Origin of the sequence: Neiella litorisoli (assembly GCF_014773395.1) — a bacterium.
GTDB lineage: Bacteria > Pseudomonadota > Gammaproteobacteria > Enterobacterales > Neiellaceae > Neiella > Neiella litorisoli.
Genome location: NZ_JACXAF010000009.1, coordinates 56159 through 73830, shown reverse-complemented (window position 1 = coordinate 73830; position 17672 = coordinate 56159). Strand labels below are relative to the sequence as shown.

Annotated in this window: 18 protein-coding genes and 1 pseudogene; 6 read left to right on the top strand and 13 right to left on the bottom strand. The window is 48.6% G+C overall.

All coding sequences use genetic code 11. The annotated features are described in order from the left end of the window. Positions 1–130: 130 nt before the first annotated feature. The 8 genes and pseudogenes from IC617_RS08350 to IC617_RS08320 form a co-directional block, all read right to left on the bottom strand. Positions 131–355: a hypothetical protein gene (locus IC617_RS08350; RefSeq protein WP_191144540.1), complete on the bottom strand. Its 225-nt coding sequence runs from the start codon at positions 353–355 to the stop codon at positions 131–133. A 9-nt stretch (positions 356–364) separates the two neighbouring features. Continuing rightward, positions 365–820, bottom strand: a complete 456-nt coding sequence (locus IC617_RS08345) for a hypothetical protein (protein WP_191144539.1) — start codon at positions 818–820, stop codon at positions 365–367. 322 nt (positions 821–1142) lie between these two features. Further along, positions 1143–1553 carry a hypothetical protein gene (locus tag IC617_RS08340; protein WP_191144538.1) on the bottom strand — a complete coding sequence of 137 codons (411 nt, stop codon included), beginning with the start codon at positions 1551–1553 and terminating at the stop codon, positions 1143–1145. Next, on the bottom strand, positions 1546–1797 hold the full coding sequence (locus IC617_RS08335) for a hypothetical protein (protein WP_191144537.1): 252 nt from the start codon (positions 1795–1797) through the stop codon (positions 1546–1548). The genes IC617_RS08340 and IC617_RS08335 overlap by 8 nt, the downstream gene beginning before the upstream one ends. A 168-nt stretch (positions 1798–1965) precedes the next feature. Continuing rightward, the gene (locus IC617_RS08330; protein ID WP_191144536.1) at positions 1966–2634 is read right to left on the bottom strand and encodes a hypothetical protein; all 669 of its coding nucleotides are present in this window, start codon (positions 2632–2634) and stop codon (positions 1966–1968) included. Next, complete coding sequence (locus tag IC617_RS08325; protein WP_224745898.1) at positions 2634–3839, bottom strand: hypothetical protein; 1206 nt, start codon at positions 3837–3839, stop codon at positions 2634–2636. The genes IC617_RS08330 and IC617_RS08325 overlap by 1 nt, the downstream gene beginning before the upstream one ends. 171 nt (positions 3840–4010) lie before the next feature. After that, positions 4011–4196: pseudogene (locus IC617_RS19060) on the bottom strand (competence protein CoiA family protein); the annotation flags it as partial. An 89-nt stretch (positions 4197–4285) separates the two neighbouring features. Next, the gene (locus IC617_RS08320; RefSeq protein ID WP_191144534.1) at positions 4286–4771 is read right to left on the bottom strand and encodes a hypothetical protein; all 486 of its coding nucleotides are present in this window, start codon (positions 4769–4771) and stop codon (positions 4286–4288) included. A 317-nt stretch (positions 4772–5088) separates the two neighbouring features. On the opposite strand from IC617_RS08320, the gene IC617_RS08315 reads away from it, so the two are divergent. Beyond that, the gene (locus IC617_RS08315) at positions 5089–6177 is read left to right on the top strand and encodes a replication initiation protein (RefSeq protein WP_224745893.1); all 1089 of its coding nucleotides are present in this window, start codon (positions 5089–5091) and stop codon (positions 6175–6177) included. 1750 nt (positions 6178–7927) lie between these two features. Here IC617_RS08315 and IC617_RS08310 read toward each other — a convergent pair. Further along, positions 7928–9811: a BRCT domain-containing protein gene (locus IC617_RS08310; protein WP_191144533.1), complete on the bottom strand. Its 1884-nt coding sequence runs from the start codon at positions 9809–9811 to the stop codon at positions 7928–7930. Positions 9812–10087: 276 nt separating this feature from the next. Here IC617_RS08310 and IC617_RS08305 point away from each other — a divergent pair, with 276 nt between their 5' ends. The 4 genes from IC617_RS08305 to IC617_RS08290 are packed head-to-tail and all read left to right on the top strand — an operon-like array spanning position 10088 to position 12098. Then, positions 10088–10444 carry a hypothetical protein gene (locus IC617_RS08305; RefSeq protein WP_191144532.1) on the top strand — a complete coding sequence of 119 codons (357 nt, stop codon included), beginning with the start codon at positions 10088–10090 and terminating at the stop codon, positions 10442–10444. 28 nt (positions 10445–10472) lie between these two features. Beyond that, positions 10473–10640, top strand: coding sequence for a hypothetical protein (locus IC617_RS08300; protein WP_191144531.1), 168 nt, complete (start codon positions 10473–10475; stop codon positions 10638–10640). After that, entirely contained in the window at positions 10637–11380 is a 744-nt protein-coding gene (locus IC617_RS08295; protein ID WP_191144530.1) for a DNA/RNA non-specific endonuclease, read from the top strand. Before IC617_RS08300 ends, IC617_RS08295 begins: the two co-directional genes overlap by 4 nt. 55 nt (positions 11381–11435) lie before the next feature. Beyond that, the gene (locus tag IC617_RS08290) at positions 11436–12098 is read left to right on the top strand and encodes a zinc-finger-containing protein (protein WP_191144529.1); all 663 of its coding nucleotides are present in this window, start codon (positions 11436–11438) and stop codon (positions 12096–12098) included. A 260-nt stretch (positions 12099–12358) separates the two neighbouring features. On the opposite strand, the gene IC617_RS08285 is transcribed toward IC617_RS08290, so the two are convergent. The 4 genes from IC617_RS08285 to IC617_RS08270 all read right to left on the bottom strand — a co-directional run bounded on the left by IC617_RS08285 (position 12359) and on the right by IC617_RS08270 (position 16290). Continuing rightward, positions 12359–13297: a hypothetical protein gene (locus IC617_RS08285; protein ID WP_191144528.1), complete on the bottom strand. Its 939-nt coding sequence runs from the start codon at positions 13295–13297 to the stop codon at positions 12359–12361. A gap of 121 nt (positions 13298–13418) precedes the next feature. Further along, positions 13419–14405: a hypothetical protein gene (locus IC617_RS08280; protein ID WP_191144527.1), complete on the bottom strand. Its 987-nt coding sequence runs from the start codon at positions 14403–14405 to the stop codon at positions 13419–13421. 1 nt (position 14406) lies between these two features. After that, complete coding sequence (locus IC617_RS08275) at positions 14407–15237, bottom strand: recombinase RecT (protein ID WP_191144526.1); 831 nt, start codon at positions 15235–15237, stop codon at positions 14407–14409. Between the two features lie 12 nt (positions 15238–15249). After that, entirely contained in the window at positions 15250–16290 is a 1041-nt protein-coding gene (locus tag IC617_RS08270; protein ID WP_191144525.1) for a PD-(D/E)XK nuclease-like domain-containing protein, read from the bottom strand. A gap of 223 nt (positions 16291–16513) precedes the next feature. Between IC617_RS08270 and IC617_RS08265 the strand changes: the two genes are divergently transcribed. Next, positions 16514–16849, top strand: coding sequence for a hypothetical protein (locus IC617_RS08265; protein WP_191144524.1), 336 nt, complete (start codon positions 16514–16516; stop codon positions 16847–16849). The last annotated feature ends 823 nt before the right edge of the window (positions 16850–17672 follow it).

Here is a 17672-nt window from a genome sequence, read left to right as displayed (position 1 = left end):
ACAGAATCATCGAAAACTAGGTTGGTGCAATCGTGAAGAATACGATGGCTGTCTGTACGCGACAGGGTAGGGTGGGTACTGTGAATTGGGAAACGTAGCCGCTGCCGAACCGAACAGCAGCGGACTAAGCTTAGCCGTTTACTTTTGGGGGGGGTACAAGGATGGGATAAACCTTTGTGCCGCTTTCAATCACCGCATCAGATTCATAAATGTGTGTGAACCGCAATTGCGGAAATTGCTGAGCCAGTAGCTCTTGCTTCTTGGCTAAGGACTCATGCGGAGCAGGATCATCGAGCAAGGTCGCTCCAAGCTTAAATTTGATCGGCAAGGATTGCGCGGTTTGTATTTGAATCATGGTCAACTCCTATAGCGATTCGTCATCGAAGTCCTGCTCGCTAGCTGGTTGGGCAGGTGCTGCATTATCCGCAGAAGCCCCTGTACCGCCATCAGTATCGTGACTCTCTGGCTTCTTGCTGTCTTTAGGGGTTGCAGCGCGGTGCGTACTAAAGACCTCATTAAGATTGGTTGACGCTGCATGAAACGCTTGTTGCGCTGGCACGTAGGAATCGGCGTACTGAATAAGTGCCGAGATAGCCTCTACGTCCATTTCGCCTATCGCGCCATTGAGCAGCAGCGGTTTAGCCAGTGCAGCGCGTAGATTAAATGCCTTGGCGTTTTTCTTGGCTTCATCATCCGTTGCCAATTCACAGCCTTGCACGAGGAAGCTCAAGGACACATTGCCTTGGCCATCGGGGCGGATCACGATGTGCATCGAGCTAGCCTGCGCATCATTAAGCAGGGTGCAAATTTGTTCAATCATTAGAGGTCTCCTGTCATCATTGGTCGATGAAAACCCTAATACCAATGAATTGGCTCGCAACCGCGCACACCGAATACTCAGGAGAAGGGTCGGGGCCGGACAAACACTATTCTGTCGATTAGTAACAGTGTTACTAAGACAGCAGATCTAGGGTGCTATCCGCGTTACCAATGAGATAAATCAAGTGCAGTAACAGTGTTACTAAGATAGATCGCTCTATGCCTTTCCAGAGCACTGATAGTGCGCCGAGACTCAATGGGTTGGGAGTAAAGGCGTTTCTTGGCACAACGGTCGTTGTCCTGGGAATGTGGGCGCGAGTATTTTATCGCCGAGATTCGGCTGCTGCCGTAAAACGTCGCCAAACTCGTTCAGGTAAGTATTGGTGTAATTGTGTTCGTGCAGGAATAGTTACGCACTGACTCAATAAGTCTTCAATGAACAGTGAACGATGCAGTGGCCGCATATACAGTTGAAATGGCAAAGCTCGATTCCCATGGGGAGGCTGGCCATAGCCCAGCCAAAACATTAACTCATGCAGATTCCCGAACACATGCTGGCCGCAAAAACCTAACGACTCACTCACATTGACTTGCGTAAATTCACTCCACAAAGGCCGCGGGATCAGCATGATTAACTCGCGAAGCGGAGCGACGGGTACAGCCTTGACTGCCGGTAAGCAAGGAAGAAGCAGCGGTTGGTGTAACCCTTCCGCTCGAATAGGACGACTATGCATTTGCGCAGTCCTCGTCGGCAAAAGTATGTCGATTGATTTCGCTTTCGTTATAAGTATCCATGAGCTGACCATCCGCAGAGATGGACACGAAGGTGATGTGGCGTATGCCACTTGGTTGTTGGCGTTCGACAGACACATGATGTCCACGATAGCATTTCTTGAGAGCCGTCAGCAGCGGGGTAATCCCACGGACAGGATCTCGCTTTCCAGGTGTACGAATCACAAAAAGTTCTTGTTTGGGCATTAGATACATCCTAAGTAAGTCGGCTTTACTGTAACGTTCGTGCAAGCTGAATTCAGGTCAATTAGAAACACGTTGCAGCGGTTCATTCACCTTGCATAGCATCGACTTGAGTATCTCGTGATATTGAGGTGCCGCAACCGCCCAAAGATGACGTTAGTAACAGTGTTACTAAGTAGGAGAAAAGGCCGGCTCGAATGGAATGAATGCGTTGTTACGCGAGCTGTTGAGGCGAATTGCATTGGTTTGGGGAGCGCGCCGAAATACAGTAGGGGCATCCACGCTAAAGCCAAACCCAGATAAGTCGGCAACAACATTGCGCATAACATCGATAGTTGGAACAAGCAGGTTCACTGTGACAGGACTGATCATCCAGCTATCGTCATCAAAATGTGCAAGTTCTTTATTGTGCAGCGATATCAGTCCATAGCGTTCGAATCGTGATTCCTGCTCCTTGTCGATGACCAGTTCATCGGGCCCAAACAAGGACGTGAGCAGCGCCCCTCTTTTTTCATAAACACCAAAGGCGATCTCCAAGCGCTCGATGTCGGTTTTGTTCTTGCACAAGGTCATTGTGTCGATCCAGTCGCGATACAAGTTGTAACGCCGCTCCCACGACAACTCGAACAAGTCCAACCGCTTCAGGTTCAGTTGTTTTTTCAATAGCCGAGCAACATAACGAGCATCTTTATCCGCAGCCTGCGCAATGAAGCGCTTCGTATAATCAAATAAGAAAGGCATTCGTGACAAATGACACTGCGTGACACGAGCCAGAGCATACGCAATTTCGGCATGGCTCATCACTTGGTATATCGCAGCATCGGGATTATTAGTCGCCATTAAAGACCTCGTAAAAGTGCAACGTGTTCGTTAATGAAGCCGGACCATTTGATTGCTTGATGGGACTCGAAAGTAAATAGGGCAGGGTTCAGCTCACTCACCCGTTGTACTTTCTCATCAAAGTCAGGAGCGATGCCAGTTCTGGGCTCAAGCCACTGATAACCCGCCAACGTCGCAACCACCTGTTCAGCGACAGATAAACTGATTTGCTCATTGAGGCACAGTGACTGGAAAATGTCGTTGAATTGAAGGCTAGATATGTCACGACGATACAAAAGCGCTAGTAAGCGGACAGCGAATAGAAAGGCGCGCGGATCAGCTCTGAGTAGTTGTAAGAGGGCAGACGGCATCGACAGTCGCTGACTGGCAGTGACAGCGATAGGGATAGCCATGCCTGTGAGCAATGGCATGGCATCATCAAGTGCGTCCATTCTTGCACTCACATAATCATCGTAACGTTGTCGTCGCAGACTGACAGCGGGGTTGTGCGCCCATTGCAGCGCATAACGTTGCGGCGCTTGGCTAAGCTCACGAGCTTCTAGAACAGGGCGCCTAGGATGTGACAGTATTGCGTTCAACAACTGCTCATCATCATCATTGAGCGTCGCCGGGGCGAAATAGACAATAAGATCACCCGCGTTAGCCTTCATCCACCAACATTGTAATCGGCCCGCCGACCCGTACTGTTTACAACACGAAAAATTCGCCGAGTCTTCATGCAATATGAGCTCGCGCCAGATGTACGTCCCTTGCGCTAATTCGTGTGAAGCTTCGTGGTGGATCGATGGCAAAGTAACAATCCCACCGGTGCGCAAGATTTGTCGCTCCACGGTAACTTGCCCGTCAAGAATATTGGGCTCGAATGTAAATGATGACGGTCTCGGCCTCGGGCGGATATCAAGCGGGATACTCCGAACATCAAACAATGGTTCATTGCGTGCCTTGCGCCGAACAATTGGCTTGGTCTCACTTGAAACGGGCACCAACCATCGAATCGCTTTTATTGGGGAAACTAACGAATGGGGCAGGGCATCTAACTCTTGTTGACCCCATGCGGCGATATCGATTTCAAGTATTGGGTGGTTAATAGCCTTGAAGTAATCAGCTTTGTCTTGCTCGGTCGGATGGCAGACACAGACTTCAATCGCAATGGCGCCAAATGCCTCGGTTTGCACCAGTGCATCCACGCGATAGGAGCCAATCATCTGCTCTAACTGGCAAGTCTGGAACGTGATCTCGCTCGGTGTAACACACTGAAGATTGTCATCGGAAGGATGGCTGAATGACCGCGGTGGGAGTTTCAGAGGCAAACAACGTGCAAGATATTGTTTCATGAGTAGGTGAAGCAGCGTCTCGCCCCACGTAGAGCAGCTAACTTGCCCGTGGTGTGCGAAATGGTGAGTCCTTTCCTCACCTTTTCGGCCGACAAGCTTGCTGCCACAGCTAGGGCAAACTAAACCACATCCCAACCCACTAACACTATCGCTAACATGAACCAACTGGTCAGTCTGGGGATCAATGCCATAGGGCAAACGGACATTGTCATCGAAACGGGAGTTCATAGCATCCTTACTACAACGACTAAATATGCTTGCCGGAAGAGTCGGGTAACTGTCCGGGCACCGCTGCATGCCATGATACGCCGCAGCAATTAACAGATAAAGAGCACTTCGACATGTTTCGATTCAACGACATCAGCCAAGAATAAGTCGCCGCAGCTATTGGCATGCATGAGTTGCTGAGACAATGACAATGAACCGCCTAAAACATATCCCATGGAGTTTGATGGATTTCGAAAGCCAAGAATTGGGAATTGTGAGGTAGAGTACAAGTTAATCGTCCCACGCCGAGTCTCATAGGCCACACGCAAGGCTAATACAGTCGCCATTTTTGATGGACCAATCCACAGGGTAAAACCATGTTTCGTGTCAGTATTAGCCACGGAGATGCAGTAGCGCCAGCCCTGTTTGAAGCAGATATCGACAAGCACGCGCCGCTCATTGGGCAATTGCGGACGAAGCGATGCGATTCGCGTAGCGTCACCCGACACAATAGGTGACCTCGACGAAGCCACGTAATCATTGCCAAACAAACGTTTCAACTGAGAGGGTATGGTGTATTGGGTTGCCTGCCTCATAGATACTCCGGCACTACTCTGACTGATAACAGGCTTCCACAGTTATCAGCGACCGCAACACCTCTATGGCCCCACGAAATAACAAAAACCGGCCAGAGTGGGAGGCAAATCACAGTATTCCGGCTATCTCGCTACAAATACACATTATCGGCATAAAAATAACGCGTTCCGGCCCGAAATAATGCATTCCGGCCCAAATAAGGCTAAAAATAACAATTCCGCGACCTAATCAACAATTATTTGTTATTTGCCAGTAGGAATACGCCGGAATTTGTTATAGCTTGAACCTTTCTTTGGCAAGACAAGAAATCGGAAAAATGAAAGACACTGATCAAACCATGGACGGCATCGTCGCCCAAACATCTGGCAACCTTCCGACGCACATCAAAAAAGGACATCAACTGGTCTTTGCACGACAAGATCTCAGCGCTAAAGAACAAGATGTATTCGGTTTGATGATGGCTCACATGAAGGAGACTGATTGGGCCCAAGGGACGCCACGGTATGAATTTAGTTGCCATCAGCTAGCAGACTGGTTTGACATGGACTCTAGTCATGTTGCCGATACGCTGAGTCCTGTTGCTGACAGACTATCTAAACGTAGTATTGGTGTCCGTAATGTAGGTGAAAACGGGGTCACCGAGTTCGATTATGCCGGTTACTTTAAGCGAATTAAGTACAAGCACGCCAAACTGGTGATGGTACCGAACGATGAATTGAAGCAGGAATATGTCAGCTACCAGCAGGGTTTTGCGCTTATTACTGCCAAGAACTTTTTTGGCCTAAACCGCGAACATAGCAAAAAGCTGTATGAGATCCTCAGTCGCTTCAAGACTGGCGGCACGTCGATGAAGCCCGTCAAGCTAAACGAATTGCGCGGTATGTTTGGTTTACTCGATCAGCAGGGCAACCTTAAGAAAAAGTCATATGCCAATAATGGCGTTGTGATGGCCCGTTGTATTCGGGACAGCATTACCGAGATCAGCACGAACCCTCGTACATCCAAAGAAATCCTATTTCTAAAGGATGATGAGACAGGCAACGTGGGGTATCGAGTTAGAAAAGATGGCAACACCATCATTGAAATTGAGTTTTTATACCGTTGGTTGGCCAAAGATCCAGTGGCAGGCCTCAACCAAGAGGAAGCGCTTAGACTCATCAGAGAGCTTGAAATCAATAAACGCACACTCAAGAAAGAGCGTTTAGAGATAGACGAACTAGAGCAACTGCTATCTGCCTATAAGTACCTGGGCAAAGAGGACAAAGTGGAAGCAATCACACAAGCTATTGCAAAGCGCACGGCTGAAGAAGCTTCCAATGAAGAAACCACGAGTACTGAAGATGTCGATAAGCTTTTGGAAAAAGTTGCAGAGCTACAAAAAGACATCAACGCAGACGACTATTAACCCCCGCGAAAATCGCACGCCTTTTTTGCCTTCAACCTTAGAATGCCGGTAAAGCGATCAGCAATACCGGCTAATTAAGCAGAATTACCGTAAAAACGATCCATGCAACGGAAATTGTTATTTCCGGCTTAATTTCACCGGAAAACCGATCTTCGGGCCGCATTTCATTATTTCGAGCGTTTTTAATACCGGAAACATGATCACATGGCCGGATAAGGGATCACGCCACGCCAAGTTTGAATGAATTTCATCCAATAAACGCGCTTCAAGTCAGTTAACCGCTCGTCAAACCGAAAAACCGCCCCAAAACAGCAAAGCGAACGGCCAAATAATAATCACCTTGGCCGACAAATAGATCATTAGGCCGGAAAACTGTATTTATCAACGGAATAGCGATCATGAAACCGGAATAGTGTATTTCATACCGTAAAATGGATCAGGATAACGGAAAATGTTATTTACTGATGAAGCTTGTGCCATTTGGCCGGAAAAGCGATCAGGAATGAGGGAGAGATACCTATCTCACTGTAATAAGGGTCAATTTTCTACTACTAAGGGCTCTATAATGACTTGAAACGCAGCACCACTCTAGAAATATCGCATCGGCTGATCACTATTCCGGCCATACACCGGAATAATGATCACTGCTACAGCAAGATGTCGCTGAACAACCTACTAAAGCAGCTGTTGTACGAGACACATAACCTACTGTAACTAATGATAATTACTGCTCTATTGCCATGCCTTCGGTAGTTGATGCGCAGCTGTTGCCAAGAGCTGACCATCATCTAACACATTGATAAAGAGCGAAAATAACAATTTCTGGCCAGATCGCACGCTTGCTTCAGTCGAATACAATGAGTGATAGAGATAAAACCGTTCGATATCAGCGAGAAAAGCACACAGGTACAGTTCGTACTCGCGTAAAGTCACTTAACCATTGGCCGTAAAGTCGATCACTTGGCCGGAATTCACGATTTTGATGGGACTTATACCGGAATAGAGATCACCATGCCGGAATTCATTATTTAGAGGTGCGAGATACCGCAAAAGTGATCACGGAGCCGGGATTGGGATCATACGATTGGAATCTTCCTCCTAACAGCGTGAAAAGCAGCTCTTCTGCGTTCTGAACAGCTCTGAGATATACTCTTGGTGGCCAATCAAGATGCCGCGCTAACAAAGCCATTATCGACGTGATCCAATTAACGGCCATGCACCGGAAAAGTGTTATCCCAATGCCGTAATACCGATGTTTAATCACCGCTAAAGCGATCACCGACACCGTTGAATCGATCAGGTTAACGGCAAATCGATCAGCAGAACCAGCTCAGCGATCATCAACGCCATGCCAACGATCATGAATGCCGTAATAGTGTAATGGAAATGAAAATAAACCTATTAAAACCAGTCAGTTACCACGCCTATAGTTTTAATAGATACATAGGTTAATACTTTACTTATAGATCAATAGTTAAATAAATCTTAATAGTTACTGTGGACAAGTGGATAACGGCTTCGCAGTTACCCACGTTGACCACAGCACCAAGCAAGGTTTTTGTTTTTTGTTTTAAAAGACAAACAAACCCAACCAGAATTTAAGATCCTGCGAATAGTAATTCGAACGTCCTTCAGTTAAAAACTAATCCACAATTTTTGTGGATAACCTCTGCTTAATCTGGGACTGCAATCGCGAACTTAATTGAAAAGAGCAAGTTAGCGATGCAGCCATCTTTTGAGCAGCTCAGGATTATTGGGCTGTTACGTATTTCTTTTGGTAAGCCTGTTCACTAACTTGCTCAATACCAAGCTCCGTGGCTTTATTCAACTTAGCCGCACCAACATTCGCACCAGTCACCAATAGCTGTGTTTTCTTATTGACGGACTTCTGCACAATGGCACCAAATGCAGCTGCCTGCGCTTCCATGTCGGAACGAGGAGACTCCATTTTGCCAGTGAATACCACATGTACACCACAAAGTGCATGTGATGAGGCTACAGGCGCACTGACAGCGACTCGATTGAATCCTGCGCTAAGTAGGTAACGTAGCGTGTCGCGTTTGGCTGAAAGACCGCTGAGGATGATATTGGCAGACTTTTGCTCAAACCCTCGGATCGCGACGATTTCATTGGCGGTGATAGCAGGTATATGATCAAGTGGATGCTCTAGCAATATCTTCTTGCTCGCCCCCCGACCAAGTTTACTGATCCCCAACGATGCTAAAAGCAAGTGATCTGATAACGGCTCGCTGAGCAATCGCTGGATCTCCTGCAATATGTTTGCAGCTTGCCCGTGACCAAAGCCAGCTCTTAGCAAGGTTGACTCATTGCAGTCGAGCATTGCTTCGACCGAGTCTACCCCCGCGGCAACTAACTGCTCGGCAGCAGTAGGGCCGATGTACTCAAGCATGACCGTCTTAGCAAAGTGCTGAAGAACGCGAGCCTTTTGAGCGCAGCAACTGTCGCCTTGGCAAACCAGAAAATCATTTTCCCAATGCACCTCACTACCGCAGGCGGGGCAGTTATCGACCAACATAGGCTCCACTGGCTTATTGACCCGCAGTAATTTGGGGATCACCAGCCCTTGCCGCGTAATAGTGATAGTTGCCCCAGGGCCAATGCCTTCGCTACGGATTCGACCGGCATGATGACCTGTGACATTGGAGATGGTGCAGCCCGATAATGCAGTAGGTTCAATGTTAATCACAGGAGATACCCGACCAGAGCGCCCCGTCTGATAGGTGACGTTCAGTACTTGAACTTCGGCAGTTTCGGAGTGACGTTTAAAAGCCAATTGCCAGTGGTGGTGGTGGCTACTGTGTCCCATTTGAGATTTTAAGGCAGGATCAATGGCCTCAATAATGATTCCGTCGAGCGGGTAAGGGCTTTGGTCGTACATGGATTGCTCAATCGAGCCGAAGTCTGCCAACAATTGCTCTGCGGTGAGGGTGGGCGCGTCCCAGTCTCGATAGAGAACTAGATGCAACTTGCCATCGGCTAGAACCTTTTGGGCATGTTCATTCATCGTGTCGGATGCAGCCATACCTGCGACCATGTTCCGAGGATGGTCAAATATTTGCGAAAGCTCCGAGCTTTCAAAATAGTCAGTCGAGATAACCAACTCGCCCACACCGTCTTGTGAAGCATCACCAACAATGATTGCTCCGCGTTTCAGCAAATGGCTAACATCATTGCCTTGCAGGCCATCGCCGCGAGTCGTGAACGTTTTCTCAGTGGCGTTGAAGCGAATAGCAATACCGTCGAACTTCGGTGTGATGCGATAGAGTAATGTGCTGGGTTGTATAGCTAATCGCCCTGCTGCCTGCTCACAGCGTTGAATGAATGCTCGCAACTCCATTTCTGTGTAAGCCTTGTTGGTTGAAAGCATCGGGGCAGGGTGGGCTACACGACCTTTACTGGTCAATGCCGCTGCGCTGGCATCAGGTTGGACTGTGCGGAGCAATACATGCTCAGGATTTCGACTGCGAAGCTCACTGAGATAAGTTTGGTCAAATTCATCATCGGACACCAATGGCTGACCACGGCGATAGGAGATGTTGAGTTGGGTAATTACATTGACTAGTTGCGGATCAGTCAGTTGGCAGACGGGCTTCGATAGTAGTGTTGATAGCATAAATGAACCTCCGAGTAGGAGTTTCAATGTATTATGGCGAGGAAGCCCCGCAACCTTGCTACAATCTAGTCACGTCAATAATGTCAGTGAACGACGATGTAGTGATCACTTACTTTTTTGCGCCAAAATTCATTTCTCTCGGCAAGCAGACGGAATGGATTAGCAACCCCAAAAGGGTTCGGCTGACTATTGCGCCAAATCAAGCCCATAACTGACCGTACTCGGTGTTGGCGGATCCGTATGATGTTCGAGAAAGTTAATGTTCTCGGAGTTCTAATGGGCGATATTTTGATCAACCTTGACATAACGAGTGAGCCTGCCTGCACCAAGGATATGACGCTTGAATCCATGGTAGATATTGCCGTGGGAAGATGGCCAGATCAGGCGACCTGCGCAACTCAGGATATCGATGGTGAAATCCTATTCTGGCAAGTGCCAATTGGAACGGTTTTGATTGCTCGGCACCAAGCGTTAACCGATCAGGGCATGATTGGACTATTGGGGTTTGCTGCCCATGTCTGTGCGACTTACTACGAGGAAGACGAAATTGCGTTCGTTGCTACAGATTGGCGAGAGAGCGTTGTTAGTCATCCCAGATTTCGTATGCGTTGCGCTGAAGCAAAAGCGCGGTAGCCTGGTTGTCAACAAGCAGGAGATCTTCATGGAAAGTCTACAGCTCATTCTAAAAATATTGGCGTTTGCCGCTGTTGCGGTTGCGGTAAACGCTGGCTTGTCAGGTAGCGCCGGTACAGCGATTGTTCCATTGGTGCTCGGAGTGTTGTTTTGGACGGCTAGCTACGCCGATAGGAAACGGTTCTTCTACGGATGAATTGCTTCCAATTAATTGTACTTGCTGGAGCCGCTTTCGCCGCATGTGCTGTAGCTAGACCAAGCGACGACATCATTTACCTCGACTTTGGTAGCTTTGAAGTAGGGTATAACTGCGAGCATCGAGGGGCAGAGTTTGTTCATTTTCGTGCTGAGCCCGATGCTGGTGATGAACCAAGGTATCGCCCATTCCACCATGAAATTCGACTACCAGAAAGGTGTCGCCAGCTCTCAACTAAATCCTACAAACGACCTGCATCAGCTGCGCCGAAATATGATCGCGGCCATCTCGCAGAGCAGAATATTGTTGATCACAACAAAGAGTTAATGCGGGAGCGCAATACGATGGCCAATATTGTCCCGCAAAACTCACTACTCAATCGACGTGGCCTCTGGCGGCACTTGGAAAAAATCACAGAATGCTATCGAGAAGAAGGTTCCATCACCGTTTACTCCGGTGTGATATGGGGAACAGATACGAGCAATGATCACTTTATCGAAAGTCATGGTGTCACAACGCCGGACTTTCTTTGGAAGGTGCTAGTTCGAAAGGGCGGGCAAACTCAAGCGTGGCTGATGCCCAATGACGACCGGCCGGTTGCTAGACATGCAGATTTATATCGAGTGTCTGTCCTCGACATTGAGAAAAAGAGTGGGTGGATATTTCCACTGAGCCCAAATCAAAAATTGCAAAGCCAAGCGTCAAGTTGGTCTATTCCAAAAGGTTGCCGGTTGAATTAACCGGTTGCCGCAGATCAAAGCCGAGTTAACGTGAAAACTGACTTCGGAGGTGCGTATGAAACTTGGGGAATTGAACATCTGGCACGTGATCAACGTGCAGCTCAAGCGCAGCGGATGGGAACGTGTGGATCGTTATCGGTACATCGAATCGCTCCGCGCCATTTGTGAGGCGCACCCAAGCATGCTGCTCTATCGATTGGATGTTCCCGCTATTCAGCAATGGATTGAGCACACCTTTGGGCGCGGCTTAAAACGTGCTTATATCCGGTTTTCGTTGCGATTGCTGCATGACTACCGTTCAGGCTTTAAGACCGTGCCTGTTCAGTTGACCCTGACGTGCCCTTATTGCAACGGGAAAGCACACTTGAAGGACAGTGCGCAGTTGTATGGTGGCCGCAGCTTCGGGCTGGCGTACATTTGTGAAAACCATGGGAAAGGTTGCGACAGCTACGTAGGTATTCACCAAGACGATCACATGCCGCTTGGTCGACTGGCGAATAGCGAACTACGCAAAGCAAAGCAGCGTTGCCATCAAGTATTTGATCCGATTTGGAAGCAGAATTTATTACCAAGAAATAAGGCATATGCGCGGATAGCTGAGCAAATGCAGATTGCTCGAAGTGAATGTCATATCGGAGCCTTAGATGAGCGGTTGGCACAGCAATTCGCATCCGCAGCTCAACACCTCTACCGAAGCTTAAGCAGTTATCACGCATAATCACATGTAACGCGCTCAACAGCGCTTTGCATCTCTTACTCACCTTTCCTCTGTCGGGAATTTTACTCGTAGAAACTTCGAGCTTCGAATAGCAACTCGTTGTTTCAAAGTCACAAAAAAAGCCAGCCGGGAGGCTGGCCAAAAGAAAGCAGTATTGGGAGTGTCACAGAAGCTAGCTGACACCAGTCAGACTAGCTCAATGGCTGAGAAGGGCAGGTCAATTATGGCTCTGCTTTCACGCTTAATTGACCTGTTCGTGATTACAGGTCTCCCCAGTCATTCGGTACTTTGACTTCTTTGCGTTGAGGTGGACAGGCATCTTCCACATAGATCTGGATGGCTTGACGCGGCTCATGACGCTTTATCACTTTAAATTGTCCAGTCAACGGTGAACCTATGACTTTGATGTACTCCATGCAACTTTTGATGGCGCCATTGAATTGAGGCCAATGGCCTAAATCCACGATCTGACCAAACTGATCGAAGGTTGAGAATGCCATCATTGTTGAGCCTGGGACGCTGGTCGCTTGGAGCACATGTATCTCAGAAGGCGACACCAACAGGATTGGGTTAGGTCCGTCGGCTGATGTCTTGTAGGCTTCTGGCAACCAAAGCGCAATGGATGAAGACGATTCTGCTGACTGTGAAGGCTTGAGCCTGCCCAAACCATGTTCTTCGATACGCAGCGAGTCTAGTAGCTGCATGCGCAAGGATGCGCCTTGCTTCATGGGCTGGCCGTTGTACCAAGCTACGTCAAACACTTGCAGTTGGGTGCCATCCCAGATCCCCTCGAGTGCCAAGTCACGTATGTTGAGCTGACCCGCCAAGGCGCGAACTGCTGCTGCAAGTGGCTCTGGGGGATAGCCAATATCGGCATGCTCCATCCACCAATCGACCGCATTGGTGCGTTGGAAACCAACACCCACCATCACGCGATGGCCTACCGGAAGGTCGAAGCGGTGAAATTGGGTTTGGTTACTTGGCGGTTTAGATCGCAGATGCCAGTCCAAGCGGTTCAACCACTCGAATTCAATGATCGCCGCAGGGTCGTCAATTTCGTCATGCACTTCAAAGCCGCGATTGCTGGTCAAATCGTCCACGATTTCCTCAGCAAGTACCAAGGCATGTGGTAGCAGTGCATAATGCCGGTCCCGTGCTTTACGCATTGGTTTACCAATCTCGCCTGCGAGTTGTATCACTTGGAAGCCTCCTCGTTCCGCATTGCGGAGCAAGGTCACCTCGCATTGTCGAGACTTGCCTTCATGTCGAAGAATCCATCGTTTGTATACTGCGTTCTGATCCATATGACATCCAAAGGTCTCAAAGAGATGTTCCAAATCCAGTGTTCAGGTCTGGCTCGATGGTTTGTTCGGCCGGCGACAACTCGACAGCTGAAGGAACATTACATTCCATCATTTCGACTGCTTGCACTGGATCCTCGACAACGGCAATAACCGGCGTAGTCGATGGTTGAGTTAATGGGGTCCGCTTCCCATAGGCATGGGTCTCGTAGTACTCATCTCTTAGTTTCGCGAGATGAAGTTGAGCAGGCGTTTCCTGATCAAGCGATATGGACCGACTCGATACATGCGCTGACGCCAAATTATCCATTCGATCTTGATGGCGCCGAAACTCATCAAAGTAGCGGTTCTGCAAGTCTAGTAAAACGTAAATGCGGCGACGGATTTCGGTGTGGTGCTCGGGAATTGTTTCCACAAACCACTTTAGTGCGCGGCGGACTAGACAGCACATAGCATACTCGTGGCGACCTATCGGGGGCTTGATATGGCCATATTTCTGCTCAATGGTATCAGCCAGGGCTGCCGTCATCTCCTCCGCACTCATTTGGTAGGTATTTACCCGATCGGCAACAGAAATCGAAACGAACCCGCCTTCGACAGAACCTTTTTTGGGGCCTTCAGTAAAATCTGGAACCTGATCAGCGCCCTTGAATTCAAATTCGTCGTCGGAGTAAACCAAGCGAGCCTGCATTTTGCATTGCTGCCAAGGTTCGATTGCCCAGCTGAGACCGTTGGCGCGCACTTCCGCGACTGCAGTCAAGGTACCGTTCGGTGCACGGCGGACACCGAGGCTCCACATCCGTCCTAGCTCTGATAACCAACCCATGTTCTTGAGCTCGAGTAACACAGAAGCCACTGAGTCTAAGGGCACGTCGCACAGCGACACGGGCATCTTGTTGGACTCAAACGCATGGGCAAAGCATGCGCTCAACTGGTTATAAAGCTCCGATGAAATGGAATGGCCAACTGTCTTTTCAATCACTTGCTGGTGTGCAACAGGCAACATATTAAGCCTCCACGCGTTGTTGTGGTGCCGAAGATTGTGCACCGTGAGTCAGCTGGTCAGCATTGTGATCCAATGGCGCTGATTGGGACTCTTCATCGATGTGCTTGATGACATCGGCATAGCAGGCCTTGATGTCACTTTGCATCAGTTGATGTTCCCAGTCCTTCCATGCTTTGCGGCAAATAGTCTTGCGCAGCATTTCATTGACATAAGGGCCTGTCCAGGGCGTGAATCCGCGGGCGTTGTGAATGGCATCTTGTTGCACGCTAAGGAGGTGCTCCGGCGATACCGGTGTCGTGATCAACGTATTCCCAAATCGGGCCATGGCATAGCCTCCGGCCAATGCGCCGCGTTTTTCGGGATCACTGCTCAAGGACTTGAACCGGTGAACAACAGGTTGATCGGGGCCGTTGTACTCGAACTCATCTTTGTCGTAGACCAACTCAATTGAAAGCTGGGTCAAACCGGCTCTGGCAGCCAAAAATTGAAATCCGCGGTAGCCGACATCTAAGTGGCAGCGAAGTTCGCCGACAGCGCTATCCCAGCGAGGAATTAAGAACGCACGTTGCTTGCGAAGCTCCAGTGTCAAACCGAACCCTGCAGCCTCCAAAAAGGCAAAACGAATGGAATCCGGATTTGCGTTCACCAACGAGTTGCGACCCCGGTCTAACGTACGCTCAATTTGTTGGTGGGCGTAGGTTGCCTCAAGCCGGTAGTCCAAGTGAATGGGGAGCCTGGCATTGGCTTCGAGGTGTCGCTCTTTACTGTCTCGAAGTACTGAAGCGATGATAGCCATCGGTTGAGCTGTGGTTTGTGCCATAGATTGATTCATTGTTCTCTCCCGTTATGCCCAGCGTGACAATTCAATGGTTTTCGCTGTGCGATCTTTCGAATAGCCGTACCAGTCTTCATCTTCGGACACAGCCTTAAACTCATTCAGATGCTGCAAGAATTGAAACATCGACTTTTGTTTGCCCTTCGGGCCAATTTCGTAAACTTCGCAGATGTCGGCTTGCTGATATTCCACTGCAATGAACCAAAAATGCTCGATAGGGATACCGGCGGCGCGAGCAACATGGGTATAAAATGCTTCTTGTAAGTGATACCCCAGCTTTTCAATCTGACGGCGAAACCCTTCGGGTGAGGCATCCATGGTGGTTTTCACATCCGATGCCACAGCATCTCGGCGAAGGCGGTCAAAACGACATTTGAGGATCAAACCGGTCATGGGGCAGGTGGCGATCACGGTCAATTCCGAGAAGCCATCTTCAAGCAAGACGGGGGCGTCGACGCTTTTGTAAACCGAATCCATAATGCGATGAGCATCATCCCAGACCACACCATCAATCAGTTGCTTGTCAGGATTTGCCTTAGCAAGCTCCTCTTGCATGACGGTGAAGATCTTTTTCTCTGGTGCAAGCTTGAGTAGTCGCTTGGCCAACTCATCCTTTTTGCCCGAATGTGGCGCACCAAGCTCAATGAGTTCCTTTTTTAAGTCATCGGCAGTAAAAAGAACGCCTTTCTCCATTTGGGATTCGACAATGCCGCGATAATAGCGGTCATAAAATCCGTCGGGTTCAAGTACTAGCTCGTGACCATAGGTGCCTGCATCCAGTGTGCGCTGCTGTACAGTGGTTCGTTTCCGCTCGATATCTGACATGTACTCGCGGTAATAGTGTGCAGGTGACACTCGAAACTTCTTGAGACCGGATGATGAGAGCGCAGGTAAGCTGTGGTAGACCTCGTTGGGAATATCAACAAAGATCCCCGTCACTAAATCTCCGGTTGGCGTCATAAAGTTAGGCTGACCCAATTCGTCATAGCCCGGCTGAATGCAATCCAGCCATGAGTCGTCTAGTTCTTGAATGGTAAGTGCTGCACCCATGTCGTCTCCATAGGATGTCAATCTGGTTCAATGCTATTGAATCGTGAATCCTGTGCGTCGCAACCCTTGTCGTTGAGGTGCTATTTGTGGAGTCGGGCTGCGACACACGGAATAAATCCGAAGCAAAATCAGACAGATAATCCACTCCGGAAAGCATCTTGTTCCGTTGAATATAAATATACTGTATAAATATACAGTTTAATGGTTTGGTTGGAGAGTAAATGTGCCTAGCGTTGCTTACCGTCATAATTATCGACGCATCGTAATTGATAACACTGGAGCTGCATTATCATCGGGAGTGTCAGGTAATTCGCTGCCGGTGGTTTTGCCGGATGGGAGCAAGCAATTCATTTGTTGCGGAGGGTTTAAGCAATCCTCATTAATTAAGCACGGAGAACCGTGTGCGTTAGTTGTCGAGATTGAAGCTTGGACTTCCGATGACGATGGCATGACCGGATGGCAGAGCATTCCCGCTAACACCGGCCTGAAGGCCATACTGATCGGTGATCGGGTTTACATTGCTTTAAACGCGGGGTCGCCAATCATGAAAGAAGCGTAAGGTGGAGGTTTTCACAAATAATAGGTTGTTCCTTTTAGGTTAGAGTTTTTCCAGTCCTATTGACACGCATTGGCTAAAGAAGTGTTTGTCGGTTGAGATTAGTGTTTGAGACTTTAAGTGAATAGTGGCGGATTCTACAGTAAGGTTGTTGCCTAAGCGGCTTGTTGGCTCATTGTAGTAGTTGTACGTTGTATATATTTTTCTTCTCTCGTCTTGATTAACTGTATGGAACACCCAATTGTGTCCGTCGACGATTGCGCTAATACGTACTAATTGGGATTGGATTAACAGGTCGGGAGTTAAATCATTATGTTCCTCAAGAGTCCCGTTGGTGGATTTTAACGTGATGCCCCAATCCATCTTTCGTTGATCTTGCATTGAATGCTCGCATCGCACTTCAAATGAATGGCTACTATCGAACTCTATACCTCCTGCTGCTGCAGTGGCGGACATTGCACACGATAAGAGTACGCCTATCATTAGCTTGCATTTCATTTCATGGCTCCTAAATACTGCATCGAGACAATGCTGGCAGTTCAGTATGACTGTTTGTAGCATGAGGTTTAACCCCAGTAAATAAGTGGTTGATTTTGCGAAGGTCATTTTATGATCTCTCGCTGAATTTGCGCGAACTCTGTGCGAATTTTATCTGCGCCTTGTACTGCTCAACGCGGATCACGTTATCGGGGCACTATGATCACTCGCTTTACTTCATTTAAAAATCGCATTAGTGTTTATAGACGGCTTTAATCGAAGCCGTTTTCTTTTTACCTACAGCAAATAACCGTAGCTGAGGCCGAACACTCTTATGTGAGTGGGCATT